Source organism: Acidobacteriota bacterium (genome assembly GCA_016196065.1).
Lineage (GTDB): Bacteria > Acidobacteriota > Terriglobia > Terriglobales > Acidobacteriaceae > Acidiflorens.
Window position 1 is genome coordinate 79513 of record JACPYL010000027.1, and the last position, 20401, is coordinate 99913.

Sequence of the window (20401 nt, forward strand, 5' to 3'; positions counted from 1 at the left end):
GGGGATGGTCACCGGGCTTTGCTCTTCACTTCCTTTTACCCTCTTACCCTCTACCGGCTAGCAGCCGCCGGTCGGATAGAACAGGTATACGGCCTTGGTACCGTCATTGACCTGTACGGGGCTGGTTCCGTCCAGGTTGGATTTGAAAAGTGGCGCCGGGTTGGAGCAATCGTTCATGTAGTAGATGTTTGAGTTCAAGACGACGAATTCGTCCACGTCGGGAACAACCATAGTTTCACCCGTACCATCAATGTTCACACTGACGACGCCCCATGTGCCCTCGACGTAGCCCAGGAAGAAAACTTTCTTGCCGTCCGGCGCGAGCTGAGGCAGGCTGAGACCGCTCTTGGCCAAACGTGTCTCGATCAGTTTGATTCCCGTTCCATCCGTTTTAATGGTGTAAACGCCATAGCCTACCGAGGAGCCGTAACAGGCGAATACTACCTGCGAGCTGTCGGCGGAGAAACTGGCGTCGTAACACTCAGTCACGCCCTCGGGGAGAGTCGGAGTCAAGTCAAGAACGCCGGTCCCGTCCGGATGGATCAAGACAACGTGAAACACTGTAAAGTCAAAAAAGACGATCTCTTTGCCGCTCGGCGAAATCCGTGCCCAACGCGCATTGTCCGGTCCGGGCACTTGTTGTTGACCGCTGCCATCTGATTTACTCACCCAAAGCTGGAATGCGCCGGCGTTGCGCGCGATGAACGCCACCGTCTTTCCATCTGCCGAGGTTGACAACGACCAGACGTCGGTCAGGCTGCTGGGAATTGGAGTTACATTGGTGCCGTCCAGGTTCGCGGTGAAGAGCGAGGTGGGCGGATCAACTGGTTGGGTCGATAACAACGCGATTTTAGTGAATGTGGAAGTCGTGGAATTACCGCAACCTACGGAAGCGGCGATGGCCAGAACCAATAACGAGAGCACAATCCTATGCTTTCTCAAACTTTCTCCTAGGGAATTGGCGGCCGCTACCGGCAACGCCATTTCATGTCCGACATTTGGGCTGGCAAACCTGGCAGGAACTGGAAGACAGGCGTGCGGAGGTCAGAGGATAAGTTGCTTGCGACACATCCACAACGGTACAAAGGTAATTCTGCGCACTAGGCTTGAGACGTGCTTTTCCGGCAGGGCGGCGCGGCGCGGAGAAAGATCAATTAAGTGAAGTCTTCCGGGCTCTGCCTCGCAGTACTTACTGCGCCACCGTCATCTGTGTCCAGCTCCCGACCTCACCAGCCTTTTCTGGGGTGTAATTGGGATCATCAGTGGTGCGGTAGTTACCGAAGCCGTCGGTGAAGTGATACTGGCCGAGGTTGGAGAGTTGCGTTGTACCGCCGTTGGGATCGTTGAGTGTATCGACGCCGCGGATCACATCGTCCCAGTGGTCGGCAGCGCTGCGAGCGCCGCCATCCCGTAAGAAACTGTCGTCGACCCCGCCGCTGGAACGGAAGGCCTCTTCCTGTTTGTTGAAATTTGCCAGAAGAGAGGCCTGTTGCCTCATCGTCTGCTCGACAATCGCCTGAGCCGCACGCAGTTGATCGTAGCCTTCCTTCAGTTTCTGGTTGAAGTCGGCCACCATCTTGTCGTTGATCGCCTTCGAAAGCCGCGTCCATTGCGGATTCACATACATCGACTTGGCGATCACGCAATACATCGGCATGCGCTTCTCGAGAGTGCCGGCTGGCGCCCGGAAACTTTGCAGGGCCTGCAATCCCCAGTTGGTCTGCTTGATCGTGCCTGCGTTCACTCCCGCGTTCGCCCCTTGCGAGAGGTAGTAAACGCCGAAGAAGGCTTCTTCTACGGGTTGTCCGTTCAGGTCGTAGCCGATCTTGATGGCCACGCCGTGCTGGTTCGGCCTGGGGTCCAGATGCAGAGCTTTCGCCAGACCCGGCAGGTCCTGCTGCCCAAGCCATTTGAAATTGGCGACGTCGGGGCGAGTCTTCTTGATGAACTTGGCCAGAGCCTGCATCGGAGGTTGCGGAGGAGAGGAAAATGCGCCAGTGGGCAGGCGCTCGCCAGGTCCAGGCTTGCGGCCTTTTTCGTATTGCCTCGATTGAGGCGGAAGTTCGGTGAAATCAAACCGCAAAAGCGGGTATTGGAAATAAGCCTCGGCGTTGTCGGGATTCTCCGCATGAGAAGAAAATGAAAGAGGGTATTCAACCCAGCCATAGTGCCACTCGATCTTGCTTTCGTAGTGCCACTTCTCGGGCAGATGGATGGTGGCGGCGCGCATTCCGCCGTGTTCTGTATCCGTGATGACGCGTTCCGCGAATTTTTCTGTCCCTTTGGCAGGGGTGCCTTTGGACGTAGCTGCTTTCGGTGCCGGAGCGCTCGGCGTGGCAGCGGAGTGCGACGAGGGAGCCGGGGAACTCGGGACGCTGGGCGAATCACCCTTAGTCGAGTTTGCAGCCAGCCCGACGGCTTGTTTGCAGCGATCGGACAGCGAGTCCTTATGCTCCTTGAGACACGCCACGATGCGGCCTCCACCCGGTTGGACTCCCGCGCACAGTTTCTGCGCATCCGCTGTGCAGGCGGCGCGAATCGCAGCCATCGGATCTTGTGCGAGCGCAGGTTGCGCGGCCATGGCGGCGCAGACAACGAGCAATACGGTCAAACTTCTCATAGCAATCCTCAACTCGCGATCGGGATCAAGAAATCGGCGGGGGACCCATTTCTTCGAGCGTAACAAGAACGCGAGTTCTTGCAATTGCTGACACAGTAACAAATGAAGGAGCCCCTCGTCTCGTGGGTTCGAGATATGGGCGGCGAGGGGCAGGATATCGCAAACGGAGAAACGTTCACTCGCGGGCGCAGCAAAATACTCTGGCAGTTGAGTCGGGCTGGCGATTACACTTTGTCTGCTCTAAATTGTTGTTCGAAAGCAGACCCCGGTTTCTGATTGGATCATCCCACGGGAGTCACTATGAAGATATACAACGTCACAGGGTATCTGATTATTTTGGCGTACATGCTGGCGTGTATGGTTTCCGCCCCATCTCACCTGGGACCTTGGAACGGCCTGCTAATCGGCGGCGTTTATTTTGTGTCCTGCTGGTTTCTTGCGGGCGTGTATCTGGCGGATGTTCTTCACTTGGGAATCGCTCATCGTTCACTCGACTACAAGGAATGGTTCATGCAAGCTGTCACGGTCGTGAACAACTCCTTCGGGATTTATGTCGATCCGATCGCCTGGGTGAATCGCCATCGACTGCATCATCGACACGCGGACCATGATGGCGATCCCAATAAAATTGCGAGCGATGGTTTTTGGCGAACTCTGTATCTCTGTGTCATGCCCTATCGATGCATTGAGGATGTGGCCACCGACAAGATCTTGAAGTCCTGGCCTTTTCGCGTCACCGCGCACCCGTTGTTCGCAATCGTTGCACAGGCTGCTAGTTTTTATCTGTTGTGGAAGTTAGTTGGTTCCCTGAAGTTTGTGCTCGTGATGTGGTTTGGAATGCGGATTTTTGCGTGGTGGGTCAATATGGTGCAAAACTACTGGACCCACACTCGAACATTTGGATACCGGCGCTATCACGATGACGACAACGCCATGAATATCGGCGATTGGCTACCGGTAACCGCGACCTTCAGCGCTTGTCTGCAAAATAATCATCACCACTATCCGGGCCTGTTGCGGTTGAGCCACGACGAATCGGAATATGACTTCGGATTTCTGACTGTCAAGATTATGAAACAGCTTCACCTGGTGAAGGCCACTGCCAAGGGTGCAGAATTACCGAAGGACGTCCCATTGCAAGCGCTAGAGTTTTAGCGTGTTCTTTGGCTGTTTCATAAATGGTTCGATCGTCTGCCTGAAAAAACCAGGCGCAATCTCTTCGCCGTCCAGGCCATAGCGCTCCGGCCATTCATCAGGATAGTAATAAGTTCCGAACAGTCTATCGATCCACGGAAAATGAATCGCGAAGTTCTTGTCGATCCCCTCTTTTTGCGAGGTATGGTGCCAATGATGATAGCGGGGCATCACCAGAAACTCTTCAAGCCATGCGGCGTTGGGACCGAAATTGCAATGAGTCCAGGTGGCGTGCAGGGTGACGAAAATCAAATACGCCAGGATGATCGATTGCGAAAATCCAAACATGAGAGGGACAAGGATAAATCCGCGCACGAGCGTGTCGTCTACAAAGTGGGAGCGTGAGCCAGCGATCCAATCCAGCGCCTTCGAAGAATGGTGCACGGCATGAAAGCGCCACAGAAAAGGCACTTTATGCAAAGCCAGATGAATGAAGTATTCGGCGACGTCCGCCACCACAACGGCCAGAAAGAATTGCAAAAACCAGGGCATGCGAGCAATGACTTGTTGCAAAACCGGAACACCCAAATATTTCGTGGCCTGAGTAGCGGGCAATAAAACAAGGAAAGACAGAATTTGAATCGGGAGATGAGTGGACATGAAATAGACCACGTCCAAAGTCCACTGGTTCCGAAAAGTTCCCTGTTGTGGATACTGGGGCCAGATTCTTTCCAGTGGCACGTAGATAATCGCCATCAGGAGCATGTCAAGCAGGAACCAGTCCAGGCCGATTGCGGGCCCGCTGTGCAACGTACCGTTAATCTGCACGCTTGATCCGCCCCATGCCGTCGCTGCGATGGCCAGCAACATTCCCGTCAATGACAGAATCTTTTTCTTGCGCTTAATGGAAGAAATAATTCCGAACAAGATGGCGCCCACGATGAGGCATTGGATCAAGACACGCAGGGTATGCAATGGATAATGCGTCCGCAGTTCAGGAGAGGTCAGGAACTGAGGGAAATGCAGGCACAACACTGCTCCGAAGGAAAGGAATCCAAAGAAAACTGAAAGTATCCCGCTCCACCAGCCTGTTCCGAAACCAGTGGACTCGGCATCGCCAAAAAATTCGTTGATCTTTTGCTCGATCACGATGCCTCCTAGCTTACTTTTCTCGATTCATGCAGGCTAGTGGAAAATAGCGAAGGGCCACGCGATTGACGCGTGGCCCCAGAGTCTAGTGCGTGACATGGACTTACTGTTGCGCGGCTTGCTCGGTCGTTGCTGAGGCGGTTGTAGCCGGCGTTTCTGCCTGCACGGCCGCCTGCTTCTGCTCGACCGGCTGGATCTTCACCGTCTCCAGGATTTTTTCCAGCTTGCCGAACACTTCGTCGTGATTGACGGCGACGACATCTTCTTCGGTGCCGTAGCCCGCAGTGCCCAGGCCGAGTACGAATTCGTAGCACGCACCGCTTTCATAGCGATGGTAGTACTGCGTTTCGGACTGTTTCAGGGCGTCGCCGGAAAAGTTGGAAGTCTTTTCCATGGTGGCCGTTCCGACTTGCAACTTCTCGGCATTCATCGGCTCGCTGTCGGGATTGCTCGCATCCACGACGGCGAACTCCGAACATTCCTGCTCCGACAGGCTGCGATTCACGTTCACATGAAAGAATGCAGTCGTGAAGTCGGTGCCCTTATAGGTCTTCGCCGGCACGGCGACCATGGCGACGGACTCTCCGCCGGGCTGCACGAAGTTCATCGGTACCCCGCCGACTCCAGCAACTTCCGGCTGAATCTTGTCGCCAGAAGCCAGTTCATACTTGCGCGGGTAGCGGAACGATACGCCCGACTTCGGATCGCTATAGGTCACGATCGCAGCCGGCCGCTTCTTCGTCGTCTTCTTCTTTTCGACCGCGACCGGGGTAACGGGCGCAGGAGTTGGCGTTAGCGATGGTGCTGGCGTTGTGCCGGCGGTTTGCGTGTCTGGGGTCGAAATGCCGACCAAGGCTTTCTTGGGCGACTGTTTCGAGCAGGCGCTGAGTGCGATCAGAATTCCCAGGATTACGAACCCGGCAATCATCGCGATCTTCTGTTGGCGCGACCAGGCGGAAAGCGTCGTACCGGAATAGTTGTTGTTGGTCTTGTGGGGGAATTTCTCAAAGTTTGTCATGGTGTCACCTCCGCTGCTGATGCAGACGCAAGTGATAGGGCAAGGGCAGTGCCAGGTGAGAATAGATTGATTTCACGCCGGTTAGTTGCGAAGGAGTTCGTCGGAGCTGTGGGCGGCGTCACTCAGCGTGTCCCGTGAGACACACTGCGCAGGCTTTCGCGGGTCTCGTATCATGTATGGCATGAAAGAGTCGCTCACGCTCTATCGTCCAGTCGGCAAAGGCGAGATGGAGCTAATCCGAGACAGCGGCTTCGCCCGGTTCCCGCCGCGGTTGGCGCAGCAACCGATTTTCTATCCAGTCCTGAACGAAGAATATGCCCGCGAGATCGCGGAAAAATGGAACGTCCGTAATGAGCAATCAGGCTATGAAGGTTATGTAACTCGATTCGAAGTTCGGGCCGAGTTTGTGTCGCAATTCGCCGTAAAGCAGGTTGGCGATGCCGGTCATCGCGAGCTATGGATTCCGGCGGAACGGCTGGAAGAGCTCAATCAGAACATCATTGGGAAGATTGCAGTCGTCGCGGCGTTTCCATCGTCCGCAGCCAGTCATAGCCGATGACCAACATAGACTCCTATCGCGGACGCCTGGCCCCGTCGCCGACCGGCCTGCTCCACGCGGGCCATGCGCGCACCTTCTGGATTGCCGCGCAGCGCGCGACCGAACGCGAAGGCACTCTGATCCTCCGCAACGAAGATCTGGATCCACAGCGCTCCCGCTCAGACTGTGCCACTGCGATGATCGAAGACTTGCACTGGCTCGGGATCCGATGGAGTGAAGGTCCGGATTGCGGCGGTCCGTATGGCCCGTACGCGCAGAGCCAGCGCCGCACTTTTTACCTCGCAGCGTGGCAACGGTTGCGCGACGCGGGCGTCATCTATCCGTGCACCTGTTCGCGCAAGGATCTCGCGCAAGCAACAAACGCGCCGAATGACAATGACGATGACGACGAGCCGATTTACCCCGGCCGATGCCGCAGTCGTACTGATGCTGCCGATTTCGCGCAACCGGCGGGAGTAAATTGGCGGTTTCGTGTGCCCGATGGCGAAGCGCTCTCATTCACTGATCTGAATCTCGGTGCGCAACGTTACGTTGCCGGGGATGACTTCGGAGATTTCCTGGTGTGGCGTCGCGATGATGTTCCCGCCTATCAGTTAGCCGTGGTTGTCGACGACGAGGCCATGAAGATTACGGAAGTTGTCCGCGGCGCCGATCTGCTCAAGTCGACGGCGCGGCAATTGCTCCTGATTCGCGCGCTCGCGTATTCCACTCCTGACTATTTTCATTGTGAGTTGGTGCGTGACGCTTCCGGCGTGCGCCTGGCAAAGCGTCACGATGCCCTCAGCATCCGGCACTTGCGTGAGAGTGGGATGTCAGCCGCGCAGCTACTGGCATCGGCAACTAGCGTCTCTTCCTGAGCCGCGCGTGATTTCGCACCAGTTCCTCGACTGCCGCCTTGAATGCGGAACGCACGGTGGACTCATGTTCGGGAATGACGTCGTTGATCAGCAGCATGGCCGTGCCGTGCACCAGTGACCAGAGGGCGATGATCAGGGGACGATATCGTTCGCCCTCGCCGCCCAGCCACTCCCCGGCTTTTTGAACGACGTATTCGAAATTGGGCCGAGGTTTATGACTGGTGATCACGATCCGCGACGCGATCAATTCGTACTCGCGCGGATGCTTGAGGGCATAGTCCAGCAGGCAATGGCACACTTCCTGCAGGGACTGGCACCGTTGAATCAACACGGCTAGCGCGGCCTGATGCCGTTGCAGGAGCGCGCGCAACAGTGCCCGGCGGTCCTTAAAGCGGCGATAAACAGCGGGCGTGTTCGTTCCGGCCGTCTTGGCTACGGCCCGCATGGTGAGGCTCTGTTGCCCTCCGGCGGTCCAAAGCTTCTGGGCGGCTTTCAGAACTCGGTCTTCCAGTTCGGGATCAGCTTGCCTGGGCAATTGCCTGCCTCCGTCTCCAGGTATTTTAACGTTGACACTGTTACGTTAACACTGTATACATAATGCGGTCGTTGGCGTCCTCCCCCGGTTCCATCATCCGCTGCGTTGTTAGTCTGCGCGCAGCGGCCCTTTCAGGGAACAGAGCGAACACTCTGCGATTGCACAACCGAGTTTAGCTGGCCAGCGCAAAATTCCGATATCCAAGGTGAACTTTTGAAAAAACAATTCTTCCTGTTTCTCGCAGTCTTCCTGTGTGTAGGGCTTTCCACCATCTCCTTTGCTAAACAGCCGCAAGGCGCGACCTTTCAGATGCTGACTCCGCCGGTTGATACCTGGGTCAACTATGCTCTTTCCGCCGATGGCAGCGTGCTGGCGGCGAACGTGGGCGGAGAAATTTTCCGCTGGACTGCGGCGCAGGGCTACGTGGATCTGGGCGCCGGCGATCCTTTCAACTCCAGCATCGGCATTTCGGCCGATGGCTCGACCATCGCGGCCACCATCATTGGCCCGGATGGTCTCACCAATCCCGGCCGCTGGCGAGAATCAACCGGCTGGATCAGCCTCGGCCATCTTGCCAAAGGCTGCCAGATGGATGGCAATTGGGGCAGCGGTTATAGCCTGAATCACGATGGATCGATCGTCGTTGGGCTGGTCTGGTACTGCCCGGGCGCGCAGGGATTCCGCTGGACCGAAGGCAAAGGCATGGTCGGGCTCAGTCACCCCAAGGGCGCAAGCAGCCGGGCGAGCGCGATCTCGGCCGATGGTTCGACGATTGTCGGATTCTACGAACATCCCAAGCAGGGATTTCGCCGCGCTATCCGCTGGACTCCGAAGGGTGATCTGTTCACCGGCGTCATGACCCCCGGCGAAGCAACTGCGGTCAGCGCCAACGGATCGCAGATCGTCGGTCAGGCGGTCGACGCCACTGGATTTCATGCCTTCTACTACACCGCCGCCGCCGGCGTCATTTCGCTCGGCACCACTTCTGGAATCCCTTCCGATCAAAGTGTCGCCAACGGAGTTTCCGAGAAAGGCAAGGTCGTGGGCTGGAGCGGAGATCCATTCTTTGGCATGCCGGAAGCGTTCATCTGGAGTTCGTCGAATCCCACGGCACAGATGCGCTCCATGGCGAAATTTCTGAAATCGGCAGGTGCAGTTATTCCGGATGGAATCTATCTCACCACCGCGCTGGCGATTTCGGCCGACGGCAAGACCATCGTCGGCACCTGGTTGGACAACAACTTCAATCAGGGAAATTGGATCGCGCATACCCGATAACTACGAACAGCTTCTTCCTGGAGTAACACACTGGGCCACGTTCGAATCTGAACGTGGTCCTTTTTCGTGGCCGGAAAAGGCACTCTCTTCAGTACCAGGAGGCGAGGTACAGATGTAACTAGAGGCGGGGCAGGCCTTCCGGCTAACATCGCTACCATAGCCGCTTGCAACGGCGGGGGAGAGGAGTTATGCGCCGAACTTTAGCGATAGGTATCTTGTTCGCTGTCAGCAGCGCGGCCCTGGGACAGTCGCTCGGCGATGCCGCTCGCCAGAACCGTCAAAAAGAAAAAACGAGCGCGAAGGCTCCGAAGAAAGTCATCACTAACGACGAGATCCCGGAGAGTCCGACTCCGACTTCCAATTCATCCGCGCACGAGTCAAGCGGGAAGGCAGATACCAATTCATCGTCTCCAAGTCCTTCCACTTCCCGGTCCGCACGCGAATGGCGCAGCATCATCATCGCGCAGATGGATCGTATCGACGATCTGCAGGCCCAGATCAACAAGTTAAGCGAGTCCATTCATTTCGTGACTGCCAACGCCTACGTCAACGGTGCCGAGTACAACCAGTACCAGGTGAAGAAGCAGCAGGAAGTCAAGAACCTGCAGAAGCAACTCGAAGAGCAACACAAGAAACTGGCTGAATTACAGGAAGCCGCCCGCAAAGACGGTATGGGCGCTGGGGTTTACGAACCTTAGAATCCCGCTCCGCGTAGTTTTCGATTGAATCCGTCCGTACTTGCAGTCATTCTGATTGGTGGCCTCCGAGAAAGTATTTCTTACCGCGGAATGGCGTTCTCTCGCCATGCTGAACTACGAAGTAGACTCCAGCTTTCTACTTCCTTTCGTGCCTGCCGGGACCGAACTCGATCGCTCCGACGGAAAAGTATTTGTCAGCCTCGTCGGGTTTCGCTTTCTGAAAACGCGCACTCTCGGCATCGCGATCCCTTTCCACACAAACTTCGACGAAGTGAATCTGCGTTTCTATGTCCGCCGGAAGCACGGTGACGAAATCCGGCGCGGCGTTGTTTTCATTCGTGAGATTGTGCCTCGCTGGGCGATCGCCTTCGTGGCGCGCACTTTCTATAACGAGAACTACATCGCTCTGCCCATGGCGCATGAAATCCAACTACGGCCCGATGGAGGCATGTCAGCCGAATATCGCTGGCGCACGCAAGCGTGGAGTGCGATCCGAATGCAGGTGCAGGGCAATCCTGAACGGGCACGCGAAGGCTCGCATGAGCAATTCACCACCGAGCACTACTGGGGATACGCCGCTCAGCCCGATGGTGGCTGCGTGGAATATCGGGTGAACCACCCTTCATGGAAAATATGGTCGGCGACGCAGGCGGAATTCGAAGGCGATGTCGAAGGACTCTACGGACGAGAGTTAGCGGAGGTGCTGAAGAAGCATCCCGCGTCCGCTTTCCTGGCCGACGGGTCGGAAGTCACCGTGATGCGCGGCATGAAGATTGGGGCCGACACTCTTTGATTCTGTCATCGGCTCTTTGATCTGTCATCCCGAGCGGAGCGAGGGATCTGCAGTGTCTTGGCGCCGCACAACTGCAGATCCCTCGCTTCGCTCGGGATGACAGTATTCTAGAAGTATCTGTCTATCTCGCGAGTTCCTAGAACAGCGCGGTCGATCGGCGCTTCCAGTTCTTGCCTTTTTCTTTCGCGATATTCTCGACGTCGTTCACGTAGGCGCCCGTCTGCGTCAAGACGTGGTGCAGATCGTTGCCCAGGCTGATGAACGTGAATCCCTTGTCGAGGAATTCGCCCACGCGAGAAGTACCGAACAGGAACAGTCCCAGGATCACGTTGTTCTTGCGCGCATGATCGATCAACTTCTGAGTCGCCGCTCCCAGTTCCGGCGACGTGTACATGTGCGGGAATTCGTATTTGTTGTAGAGACCCATCGACATGCAAAGATCGTTCTGACCCAGGAAAAGAATATCGACGCCCGGAACAGCAGCAATCTCGGCAATGTTTTCGATGCAGGAAGCAGTCTCGACCTGCAACGCGACAATCGAGTCGGTGTTCGCGCTGCCCGCGTATCCGAGAAGCCCGCCTTTATTCATGCTGCGCTGCGGAAAATAAACCGAACGCGTGCCGACCGTCGGATACTTCGTGCAACTGATCGCCTGGCGCGCTTCTTCCGCCGTGTTGATGTATGGAACGAGCACTCCCCCTGCGCCGAGATCGAGCGCCTGCTGGATGCCGGGACGATCGTCATATCCGCCTACGCGCACCATCGACTGCGCGCCGCCGTTCGAAATGCCGCTCAACATCGCAGAAAGTTTTTCGTAATTCATCGGACCGTGCTGGGTGTCGACCAGCAACCAGTCGTATCCGCTGTGTGCGAGTTGCTCGGCGACGGTCGGGCTGTGCGAGTTTACGAACAGGCCAAGTTTGGGCGTTCCTGCCCGTAGCTGTTTCTTGAATTCTCCACCACTCAGTGCCGCGTCGGGCATAAACATCCTCCTGAATTCTTTGCTGATTTCCCTGAAAAATGCCGGAAAAACGGAGATTCAGTGTAACGAACCGGGCCTGCTCGCGGCTAGTTGTGGACAAATATTTTTGTCGAGGACGTGACCGACAGGCAGAACGAGTGCGCTTTGAAGTGCTAATCCAGCTAGAGCGGGAACCTTAGTAGAAGAGCGTGGCTCAACTTTTCTTCCAGCAAAATTCGGACGCGACATTCGCGATTCCCATTTTTGTAATGTGCTGAGGATCACGTCCAACTGTGATAAAAACTGGCGATTTTGCTGGTTCCGCCGCTGCCGAATCCGAAAAAGTAGTGTTTTCCGGTGTTTTTGAGGGGGTACCTCGTTGAAAACCGCATAAAATCTGTACAAAACGCTATTTTTCCACAGCCCCAGTGCGTTAAGATGCGTGAGTTCCACAAGAAATCTTGACTGTCCCCCAAGGAGGACTCATGGCATCTGGCATGACCAAGACTCAACTGACCCGTCACCTGGCAGAGAAACTCGACACCAACAACAAGACCATCGCTTCGTTCTTAGAGAACCTCGCGGACACCGCGATCAAAGAGACCAAGAAGAATGGCGTATTCGTAGTTCCCGGCCTCGGCCGTCTCGTGAAGGCGCATCGCAAAGCCCGCATGGGACGTAATCCGCAAACCGGCGAACCCATTCAGATCAAGGCCAAGACCGTCGTGAAATTCCGCGTAGCCAAGGCCGCGAAAGATGCAATCGCCCCCAAGGGCAAGTAGTTTCGAGAATCAGCAGCAGAGAAGGCCGGCCATGCGCCGGCCTTTTTCATTTTGCAAAGCTGCGAGCGAGACGACGTAACTCCGCGCTACTCTCCAATCTCCAACTCCATCACTTCTGCGCGAACCACACCGCCGTCAATCAATAACTTCCCCACGCTCACGGGCAGACGAAACCGCCGCGGACCGGCGCTTCCCGGGTTGAAGTAGACCACGCCCTTCTTCTCCTCAATCATCGGCCGATGACTGTGTCCGTACACGACGACGCGGAAGCCTGCTGCTTCAGGCATCAAATCGAGTTTCTGAAGTTCGTGCAGCATGTAAATCGAGACGCCTTCGATCTCGACGACTTCCGTCGCCGGCAAAACTGCGCCCACCGGGCCATGATCGACATTGCCGCGCACCGCGGTGACGGGAGCGACGTTGCGCAGCGTGTCGAGAATTTCAAGTTCTCCCACGTCGCCCGCGTGCAGGATGCGATCCACGCCGCGCAGAGCCGCTACGGCTTCGGGGCGAAGGAGTCCGTGCGTATCGGAGATGACGCCAATCACCGCCACATCGACAACCCTCCTTGAGGAAGCCAAATCATCACAATCTCACAGCGATTGTGTCACAGACACTCGGTCCGCCACATTCCATATACTGATCTTGTGCCCCCTGACATTGATTTGATGGAGACGCTTCGCCGTTATTGGGGGTATGACTCCTTTCGCCCGCGGCAGGAGAATGTCATCCGCAGCCTGCTCGCAGGGCACGACACCTGCGTGGTCATGCCGACTGGTGGAGGCAAGTCGCTCTGCTACCAACTTCCGGCCGTGATATCCGGTAAGACTGCCATCGTCGTTTCTCCGCTGATCGCGCTCATGCAGGACCAGGCCGCGCAACTCGCGCAGATGGGAATTCCCGCAGCCGCCGTCAATAGTTTTCAAACAGCGTCCGAGTACAGCAAGGTGATGGTCCATGCGAAGCGCGGCGACTATCGCCTGATTTATCTTTCGCCCGAACGTCTCGCGCGGCCCGACACGTTTGATTGGTTAAGCCAGGTGCCGGTCGGATTCTTCGCGGTCGACGAAGCGCATTGCATTTCCGAATGGGGCCACGAGTTTCGCCCGGATTACCGCCAGCTCAGCCGCCTGCGCACGAGTTTTCCCAAGATACCGATTGCGGGCTTCACTGCCAGCGCCACCAAGCAGGTCCGTCACGACATCCTCAAGCAATTGCAGTTGCGCAATCCCGACCTTTATATCGCCAGCTTTCATCGGGAGAATCTGCGCTACATTACGCGTGAAACCGATTCGCAGACCCAACTGGATTTGCTGCTTCGTGGCCTGCGCCACTACACCGAGGGTAGCGTCATCGTCTATGCACCGACAATTGCTCGCGTGCAGGAGACTGTCGAGCGGCTTGAAGACGAGGGTATCGCGGCGATTCCCTATCACGCAAAGATGGAAGCATCGCTGCGCCGCCAGAATCAGGAGCGCTGGATGTCGGACGAAGTCCGCGTGCTGGTCGGCACGATTGCCTTCGGCCTCGGCATCAACAAGCCCGGCGTGCGTGCGGTGATCCACCTGTCGTTGCCGAAGTCGATCGAACAGTATTACCAGGAGGCCGGACGCGCCGGACGCGATGGCCGGCAGGCAGACTGCGTTCTGCTCTGGCAAAAGCGCGATCACATTCTGCTGGAATACTTCATCAAACAAATTTCTGACGAAGCAGAACGCGAGCGCTCCTGGGATCGGAAGCGTGTTCTGTCGCGCTTCGTGGATTCACCGAGCTGCCGCCACCGGCAAATCTGCGTGCACTTCGGCGAAACTCCCAAATGGGACCGCTGTGGCACTTGCGACAATTGCGGAGCCGATCCGGAATGGCTCACCGAAAGATCAACTCTGCTCAGAGCGCCGGCGCGTCCGCAAAGAAAGAAAAGGATCGTACTGCCGCGACCCGAGCCAGATATCTTCGGCGAACCATTGCCAGTTGTTCCGTACGATCCAGCGCTCGCAGAAAACCTGCGCGAATGGCGCCGGGACAAATCTCGCGAACAAAAAGTGCCCGCCTACGTCGTGCTCCATGACAGCACGCTCGAAGAGCTCTGCAGGCAGCGCCCTTCCAGCATCGCCGCACTGCGCCACACCCCCGGCATCGGAGAGCGCAAGGCGGAAGTGTACGGCGGCGAAATTCTGCAAGTGCTCCGTGAATTCGATGGCGGCAAGCGCGCCGCTGCACCCGCGGGCAAGGAACAATCGGCTGCAGAACACACGCTCGCTCTTTTGAATGAGGGCGCGAGCTTCGAAGAAATCGCGCGAGCGCGCGACCGTCAGGTTTCAACGATCGTCTGCACAGTGGCCAACCTCGTCGAAAGTAGCCGCGTGGAATTGCGTCCAGAGTGGATCTCGCCCGGCGCTCAACCGCACATTGAAGAAGCATGCGGCAAAGTCGGAGTAGAACGTCTAGCGGATATCAAAGCCGCCGTGCCTCTCTTCGTCAGCTACGACGATGTGCGGTTAGTCGTAGCCCACATACGCGCACGGCGACGACTCGAAGAAAAAAGCGCGTAGGTGTTCGAGGAGCAGAGCAGAGACGCGGCTGGCCGCGTCTCCCCTCCGCCGCCGAGACAGGCCAAGCCCCATCTCGGCGAAACGCTTCTTTTCATTCAAACCTGAACAACAGAAGGCCTCGTTGATCGAGCACGAGGCCTCCTCGGAATTAAGAGCAATCCCTGCTCGCCTCCTACAGCGAATTCAGGAAAGTGATCAGTTGCGCTTTTTGCTGAGCGTTGAGAGCGGCGAATTTGTTCTTCGTGGCAGAGGCCTCCCCTTTGTGGCGGAGGATAGCCTGCTCGTGAGTAGCAGATGCGCCATCGTGCATCAACCGATCGCGAGTTCGCAGCCCCCACAAGGGAGCAGTTCGCACTTTGTTCATGGTGTCGGGAGGGCCGTTCTGTACGATGCCATCGCCGGTTCCGACGTCGTGCAGCAGAAAGTCGCCATAGGGGTGGATGACCTTGCTGCCCAGTGCGTCCGGAATGGTGAACGCTCCCCCGTTGATCTGGGTGCCGGTGGGAGCTGTGGTGATGGAAGCGACGTGGCAAGTGGCGCAGCCAATTTGCGTGAAGAGTTGTTGTCCAGCCTGCGCGTCAGGAGTGGCGAGCAATACGGTGTCGATCGGCGGAACCTTAGTGGCGCGGATGAAGGTGGCGAACTGGTCGATATCGTTGTCCACGTCTTCGGGATCGGTTGTGGTCTTGCAGAGTTGTGTCGTATCGATGGGGTTGAGGCGGCTGGTGATGCCTTGCTCGTTGAGATAGGCATCGGCAGCGAAGGAGAGCAGGCTGGCATGCTGGTTCTTCCAGCCGAATCGTCCAGCGCGCAGGACGCCCGCTTCCAACACCGGCACCTGGATTACTTCGCCGTGGATCTTGCCCTTGCTTAATGCCGACTGTTGCGCAGCGATATTCTGCAAGGTGGAATCGTCAATCGCTTCGACGAAGCCATCTCCCAGAATCCCCAGCGACATGCGGAATGTGCGGATGTTCTCCGACGCCGGGACGCGTTCCTGGGCTTGGGCACAAATCGAACGGTCATTGGCAAGGGAGCGGTTGGGAACGGAGTCTTGTCCGTTGTTGATCATCAGCGTCGGACTGACGAAGTTCCCCGCGTTGTCGAGGTGCCCGACACGGAACTCCGCCACCTGGCTGCCTCCCCCGGTGACAGGGTTCTGATGGCAGTCGGCGCAGGAGCGGGCGTTATACAGCGGGCCAAGTCCCTTGTCGACGCCGTCGGATTCCTCGAAGACAGCTTGCGCGGCGCCAAAGGTAGCATCGTCGACAAGACCGTTGCCATGGCTCTGGCTGCCGGGATTCTCACTGAGTGTAGGAGTTTCAAATCCAGAAGGAGCTTCGTTTCCTGGTTGTGAAGAGAGTCGGGTTACGGCGGCAGGCAAGATGATGAGCCCTGCTGCCAGCAATGGGGCAGTCCATACTTTCCAGGTTTTCATTTTTCTCTCCAAGCAGGGGACGGCCAGGCCCCAGAAAAACGTACGTTGCACGGACGGGTCGGCAGCAACCGCTTCCTTCCCACTTGTTCGGCCAGCGTCAGCGAATTGGGAAAACGCGTCCCACGGATGGGAGTCAGCTTTGTGGCGGGCCCATCCGCACGTTTTGCCTGTTTTGGATTTCGCTAGAAGCTCCCGGCACTTTACGCACAGTCGATGCAGGACACAAGAAGGAAGAAGTACATCGGGGGAATGAGAAGGGCACAATGTCGCACACCTGACCAACCGGGCAACGAGGCCTGCGAAATCGGCCACTGGCGCGGTGTCTGGGGCGCGAATCGATTTAGTTGGAGATTGTCGAACTGGGAGTTGTCATCCTGAGCAAAACGAAGGACCTGCTGTCTTCAGCAGCAGATTAATCAGGCCCTCCGCCTCGCTCAATGCCGACAATTCATAAGTGCGCGCGGTGCAAGATTCGTTACGTAACCTTGCGGCGATTCCCGCCGTGTCCGCCGCATTCCTGCTTGTGCTGCGCTTCCAGAGAGCGGCGCTGCTCGTTCAACTGGTGAGCCTGGTGCTCGATTTGCTCACGCTGTTTCGAGATCTCGTCCGCCTGGCGTTCGAGTCCGACGCGCCGCTGCTCTTCAGCTTTCGCTTGCTCCTCAGCACCGCGGCTTTTCGTGCCACGGTGAGAGCGCTCCAGGGCCACGCGCTGCGCTTCGATCCCCTTGGCTTGTTTGCGGAGTGATACGGCCTGGGCTTCCTGCTGCTTGGCCTGCTGATGCAACTGCCGTTCCTGCGCTTGCAGCTGCTTGGCTTGCGCTTCCAGTCCCTTGCAGGCGCCCGTATCATGGGCCCCGTTCTTGTCGGGCACTCCCAGTGGTTTTTGGCGACGGTGAGGGTTCCGGCCGACTGCCTGCGAAAATGCCATGCCGCTCAAACTGACTGCCAAGAGCGCAGCCAGCAACCAGTGATTGTTTCGTGACATTGAATCTCTCCTAATTGTTCAGTCGGACGAAGGCTTAAACAGAAAACCCAATGGACCTGGAAAAGTTACGCGAAGAGATTGAAAAACATGCGCGCCGGAAAATCATTCGTAACGCAGGCTCTCCACCGGATCGAGATCGGCGGCTCGACTGGCGGGCAGAGTTCCAAAAACGATTCCCACCAGCGACGACACGACAATCGCAATAATCGCCGACAGGCCGGAGATGGGGATCCGGTACTCCGTAAAGAAGCGGACGGAAAATGGAATGGCGAGTCCAATCAGGATTCCGATCAACCCGCCGATCAGAGAGATCAGCACTGCCTCTGACAAGAACTGAAATCGAATCTCGCGATTGGTCGCGCCAATTGCTTTCCGTATCCCGATCTCGCGGATGCGCTGGCTGACCGTGGCGAGCATGATGTTCATGATCCCGATCCCACTTACCAGCAGCACGATCAACGCAACCGCCAGCAGAACCATGGTGAGAGCGTTCGCAGTCTTGTCAGCAACGGCGACGAGTTGGGTCAGGTTTTCCACCTTGTACACCGACTCCGGACGATGGCGCGCCTGGATCACGCGCTGAATCTGGGCGGTCACGGGGACCACCATGGAAGCATCCGTGGTCGAAAAATAAATCTGCTTTACGGTTGGCGTGTCCTGAAAATAACGAATTACGGAGTAGGGAATCAGCATGGTATTGTCGCTGACTTCCGATTGCCCAAATGTATCGACACGTTCCCGGAAAATTCCAACAATCGTAAACGGCAGGCCGCTTAGCTTTACTGTTTTTCCGAGAGCAGCTTCCTGCGTGACGTAAAGTTGCTCTGCCAGTTTCTGCGTGACGATGCCGACTTTGTTGTGCGCCTGCGAATCCTGCTTATCGAAGAAACGTCCAGATAGCACGACCAGGTTCCGTACCTGCAAGTACTCCGGATACACGCCAAGAACCTGCAGATCCCGCTCTTTACCATTGCCGACTGGAACTCGTTCGCTCAACGGAACTACCGGGGAAGCAGCGGCAATGCCCGAGACCTGGGTTTGCGCGGCCAGCATGTCATCGATCGTCAGTGCGTCATTGCCCGTGTTCGTGATGCGCTGCCCGCCGCTTTCATACTCTGCATAAATCAAATTCGCGCCGATCGCCTGGATCTGATTCAAGATGTACTGTTTGCCGGTCAAGCCGATGGTCGTCACCAGAATCAGCGACGCGGTGCCAATCACCATGCCGAGCGCGGTCAGCGCGAATCGCACCTTGTTGCTGATAAAGGTCTCATACGCGAAACTGAAAATCTCCCCAATTGCCAGCGGGTTGCGACGGTTTACGACGGTGTCAGTCATCTCTCCACTTAGATGCTACGGACAGTTGGCGGAGCCTGCAAGCCTCTGCAAGGTTCCGGGGCAAACCAGTCTCTGGCGAAGCGGTCTCCTTCGTGATCCTTCGTGAAACCTCCGTGCCCTTCGTGGTCAAGGCTTTGTATTGTTGCCGCCGAGATTGAACCCCATCGTTGACCCGGGATTCACGCGGCAGGTATGCTCCGTGGTTCGCACACAGTCGCAGCACTCTTTAGAACCAAAGTAGGAAGAGGTGTTTTCTACCATGAAACGGATCGTCGGCATGCTGATCATCACGGCGCTGGCATTGCTGATTCATGGCTATCACCCCTACGCCGAGGACGCCGAAATCTATGTTCCGGGCGTGTTGAAAATCCTCAACCCCAGCCTCTTCCCGGTGAATGCAGAATTCTTTTCCGAACATGCCGGGCACACTCTGTATCCAAACCTGATTGCCACATCGGCGCGGCTCAGCCACCTCCCGCTCACCTGGGTGATGTTCCTATGGCAGATCGCAGCTATCATCTTGTTTCTGGCCGCAACCTTGCGCCTGGCCGAGACTCTCTTCGAGGACAAGCGCGCTCATTGGGCCGCCGTCGCTTTGATGGCCGCCCTGTTCACGCTGCCGGTTGCGGGAACGGCGCTCTACATCTTCGATCAATATCTGAACCCGCGGAATCTGGCAGCGTTTGCGGGCTTGTTTGCGATTGCGGAAGTGTTGCGTCGGAAATATTGGATCTCCGCGTTGTGGTTGGTGTTCGCGGCGACTGTCCATCCTCTCATGTCGAGCTTCGCGATCATGTTCTGCCTGTGGCTCGTGTTGCTCGATCGTTTTCCACCGCGCGTCCTGGGATTCGCGGCGCTGCTACCCTTCGGACTCACTCTCGATCCGCCGCCTGCCGCATACCACCAGGTCGCTCTCCGCCAGCCTTCGCATTACATCTTGCGTTGGGAATGGTACGAGTGGCTGGGAGTGATCGCGCCGGTGCTGTTGTTCTGGTGGATCGCGCGTCTCGCGAATCGCCGCAAGATGCGCAACCTGGAATTAATCTCACGGGCGATGATCCCGTTCATTCTGATCGCGCTCGCCGCCTCGTTTGTGCTGTCCGTGCCGCCGCGCTTTGAAGCCTTGGCACGCCTGCAGCCGCTGCGCTGCCTCGCTCTCGGCTACATGCTGCTGGTCATCGCGGGAGCAGGGTTGCTGGGACAGTTTGTCCTCAAAAATCACTGGTGGCGATGGCTGGTTCTCTTCGTTCCCCTCGGTGTCGGCATGTTTGCAGCGCAAAAGCAGTTGTTTCCAGCCAGCGCTCATATCGAATGGCCGGGAGCCACGCCCCGCAATCCGTGGGAGCAGGCGTTTGCGTGGATTCGCTTGAACACGCCGTCTGACGCACTGTTTGCCCTTGATCCCAAGCACATGGATTTGCCCGGAGAGGATGAAGCCGGCTTTCGCGCCTGCGCCGAGCGCAGCATGCTGGCCGACTCTGTGAAAGACAAGGGAGCGACCACCATGTTTCCACCCTTAGCAGTGAAATGGCTGGAGCAGGTGGACGACGAGAAAAATTGGAAGCAATTTCAGAAAGAAGATTTCGAGCGCCTGCGACAGAAATATGGCGTCAGTTGGATCGTGCTGCAGCAGCCCGGTCCGCCTGGATTTGATTGCCCTTACTCAAATTCGACAGTGCGCGTGTGTCGACTGGACTAATGCTG

General features: G+C 56.9%; 19 protein-coding genes. 9 read left to right on the forward strand and 10 right to left on the reverse strand.

Annotated features, from left to right (window positions below; genetic code table 11):
- Window positions 1–57: 57 nt before the first annotated feature.
- Both HY010_21425 and HY010_21430 read right to left on the reverse strand, forming a co-directional pair.
- Entirely contained in the window at window positions 58–942 is an 885-nt protein-coding gene (locus tag HY010_21425; protein ID MBI3478300.1) for a hypothetical protein, read from the reverse strand.
- Window positions 943–1189: 247 nt separating this feature from the next.
- Window positions 1190–2620: a hypothetical protein gene (locus HY010_21430; GenBank protein MBI3478301.1), complete on the reverse strand. Its 1431-nt coding sequence runs from the start codon at window positions 2618–2620 to the stop codon at window positions 1190–1192.
- A 300-nt stretch (window positions 2621–2920) separates the two neighbouring features.
- Here HY010_21430 and HY010_21435 point away from each other — a divergent pair, with 300 nt between their 5' ends.
- A complete protein-coding gene (locus tag HY010_21435) occupies window positions 2921–3775 on the forward strand; it encodes a fatty acid desaturase (protein ID MBI3478302.1) in 855 nt (284 codons plus the stop codon).
- On the opposite strand, the gene HY010_21440 is transcribed toward HY010_21435, so the two are convergent.
- Window positions 3764–4903 (reverse strand): sterol desaturase family protein, encoded by a 1140-nt coding sequence (locus HY010_21440; protein ID MBI3478303.1) that lies wholly within the window; start codon window positions 4901–4903, stop codon window positions 3764–3766. The genes HY010_21435 and HY010_21440 overlap by 12 nt on opposite strands.
- A gap of 103 nt (window positions 4904–5006) precedes the next feature.
- Window positions 5007–5921 carry a hypothetical protein gene (locus tag HY010_21445; protein MBI3478304.1) on the reverse strand — a complete coding sequence of 305 codons (915 nt, stop codon included), beginning with the start codon at window positions 5919–5921 and terminating at the stop codon, window positions 5007–5009.
- Between the two features lie 172 nt (window positions 5922–6093).
- Here HY010_21445 and HY010_21450 point away from each other — a divergent pair, with 172 nt between their 5' ends.
- Together HY010_21450 and gluQRS are read left to right on the forward strand one after the other, a co-directional pair.
- Complete coding sequence (locus HY010_21450) at window positions 6094–6480, forward strand: hypothetical protein (GenBank protein ID MBI3478305.1); 387 nt, start codon at window positions 6094–6096, stop codon at window positions 6478–6480.
- The gene (gene gluQRS, locus HY010_21455) at window positions 6477–7337 is read left to right on the forward strand and encodes a tRNA glutamyl-Q(34) synthetase GluQRS (protein ID MBI3478306.1); all 861 of its coding nucleotides are present in this window, start codon (window positions 6477–6479) and stop codon (window positions 7335–7337) included. Before HY010_21450 ends, gluQRS begins: the two co-directional genes overlap by 4 nt.
- Here gluQRS and HY010_21460 read toward each other — a convergent pair.
- Window positions 7321–7872 carry a TetR/AcrR family transcriptional regulator gene (locus HY010_21460; protein MBI3478307.1) on the reverse strand — a complete coding sequence of 184 codons (552 nt, stop codon included), beginning with the start codon at window positions 7870–7872 and terminating at the stop codon, window positions 7321–7323. The genes gluQRS and HY010_21460 overlap by 17 nt on opposite strands.
- 213 nt (window positions 7873–8085) lie before the next feature.
- Between HY010_21460 and HY010_21465 the strand changes: the two genes are divergently transcribed.
- From HY010_21465 to HY010_21475, 3 genes are all read left to right on the forward strand, one after another.
- Entirely contained in the window at window positions 8086–9150 is a 1065-nt protein-coding gene (locus tag HY010_21465; protein MBI3478308.1) for a hypothetical protein, read from the forward strand.
- A 188-nt stretch (window positions 9151–9338) separates the two neighbouring features.
- Complete coding sequence (locus HY010_21470) at window positions 9339–9848, forward strand: hypothetical protein (GenBank protein MBI3478309.1); 510 nt, start codon at window positions 9339–9341, stop codon at window positions 9846–9848.
- 55 nt (window positions 9849–9903) lie between these two features.
- Window positions 9904–10641 carry a DUF2071 domain-containing protein gene (locus HY010_21475; GenBank protein MBI3478310.1) on the forward strand — a complete coding sequence of 246 codons (738 nt, stop codon included), beginning with the start codon at window positions 9904–9906 and terminating at the stop codon, window positions 10639–10641.
- A 136-nt stretch (window positions 10642–10777) separates the two neighbouring features.
- Here the strand turns inward: HY010_21475 and HY010_21480 are convergent, their stop codons facing one another.
- On the reverse strand, window positions 10778–11623 hold the full coding sequence (locus HY010_21480; protein ID MBI3478311.1) for a hypothetical protein: 846 nt from the start codon (window positions 11621–11623) through the stop codon (window positions 10778–10780).
- Between the two features lie 464 nt (window positions 11624–12087).
- Between HY010_21480 and HY010_21485 the strand changes: the two genes are divergently transcribed.
- Window positions 12088–12384: an HU family DNA-binding protein gene (locus HY010_21485; protein ID MBI3478312.1), complete on the forward strand. Its 297-nt coding sequence runs from the start codon at window positions 12088–12090 to the stop codon at window positions 12382–12384.
- 86 nt (window positions 12385–12470) lie between these two features.
- Here the strand turns inward: HY010_21485 and HY010_21490 are convergent, their stop codons facing one another.
- Window positions 12471–12938 (reverse strand): metallophosphoesterase family protein, encoded by a 468-nt coding sequence (locus HY010_21490; GenBank protein ID MBI3478313.1) that lies wholly within the window; start codon window positions 12936–12938, stop codon window positions 12471–12473.
- 114 nt (window positions 12939–13052) lie between these two features.
- Between HY010_21490 and HY010_21495 the strand changes: the two genes are divergently transcribed.
- Entirely contained in the window at window positions 13053–14936 is a 1884-nt protein-coding gene (locus HY010_21495) for a RecQ family ATP-dependent DNA helicase (protein ID MBI3478314.1), read from the forward strand.
- 172 nt (window positions 14937–15108) lie between these two features.
- Here the strand turns inward: HY010_21495 and HY010_21500 are convergent, their stop codons facing one another.
- The 3 genes from HY010_21500 to HY010_21510 form a co-directional block, all read right to left on the reverse strand.
- The gene (locus HY010_21500) at window positions 15109–16374 is read right to left on the reverse strand and encodes a c-type cytochrome (protein MBI3478315.1); all 1266 of its coding nucleotides are present in this window, start codon (window positions 16372–16374) and stop codon (window positions 15109–15111) included.
- A gap of 475 nt (window positions 16375–16849) precedes the next feature.
- Window positions 16850–17359: a hypothetical protein gene (locus tag HY010_21505; protein MBI3478316.1), complete on the reverse strand. Its 510-nt coding sequence runs from the start codon at window positions 17357–17359 to the stop codon at window positions 16850–16852.
- A 102-nt stretch (window positions 17360–17461) separates the two neighbouring features.
- On the reverse strand, window positions 17462–18697 hold the full coding sequence (locus HY010_21510; GenBank protein MBI3478317.1) for an ABC transporter permease: 1236 nt from the start codon (window positions 18695–18697) through the stop codon (window positions 17462–17464).
- Window positions 18698–18956: 259 nt separating this feature from the next.
- Between HY010_21510 and HY010_21515 the strand changes: the two genes are divergently transcribed.
- On the forward strand, window positions 18957–20396 hold the full coding sequence (locus HY010_21515) for a hypothetical protein (GenBank protein MBI3478318.1): 1440 nt from the start codon (window positions 18957–18959) through the stop codon (window positions 20394–20396).
- The last annotated feature ends 5 nt before the right edge of the window (window positions 20397–20401 follow it).

Bases quoted from the DNA above. Each gene is read 5' to 3' on its own strand.
- HY010_21505 (MBI3478316.1), bottom strand. From the start codon at position 17,359: ATGTCACGAAACAATCACTGGTTGCTGGCTGCGCTCTTGGCAGTCAGT.
- HY010_21470 (MBI3478309.1), top strand. From the start codon at position 9,339: ATGCGCCGAACTTTAGCGATAGGTATCTTGTTCGCTGTCAGCAGCGCG.
- HY010_21485 (MBI3478312.1), top strand. From the start codon at position 12,088: ATGGCATCTGGCATGACCAAGACTCAACTGACCCGTCACCTGGCAGAG.
- HY010_21435 (MBI3478302.1), top strand. From the start codon at position 2,921: ATGAAGATATACAACGTCACAGGGTATCTGATTATTTTGGCGTACATG.
- HY010_21495 (MBI3478314.1), top strand. From the start codon at position 13,053: ATGGAGACGCTTCGCCGTTATTGGGGGTATGACTCCTTTCGCCCGCGG.
- HY010_21515 (MBI3478318.1), top strand. From the start codon at position 18,957: ATGAAACGGATCGTCGGCATGCTGATCATCACGGCGCTGGCATTGCTG.
- HY010_21445 (MBI3478304.1), bottom strand. From the start codon at position 5,921: ATGACAAACTTTGAGAAATTCCCCCACAAGACCAACAACAACTATTCC.
- HY010_21430 (MBI3478301.1), bottom strand. From the start codon at position 2,620: ATGAGAAGTTTGACCGTATTGCTCGTTGTCTGCGCCGCCATGGCCGCG.
- HY010_21480 (MBI3478311.1), bottom strand. From the start codon at position 11,623: ATGCCCGACGCGGCACTGAGTGGTGGAGAATTCAAGAAACAGCTACGG.
- HY010_21510 (MBI3478317.1), bottom strand. From the start codon at position 18,697: ATGACTGACACCGTCGTAAACCGTCGCAACCCGCTGGCAATTGGGGAG.
- HY010_21500 (MBI3478315.1), bottom strand. From the start codon at position 16,374: ATGAAAACCTGGAAAGTATGGACTGCCCCATTGCTGGCAGCAGGGCTC.
- gluQRS (MBI3478306.1), top strand. From the start codon at position 6,477: ATGACCAACATAGACTCCTATCGCGGACGCCTGGCCCCGTCGCCGACC.
- HY010_21450 (MBI3478305.1), top strand. From the start codon at position 6,094: ATGTATGGCATGAAAGAGTCGCTCACGCTCTATCGTCCAGTCGGCAAA.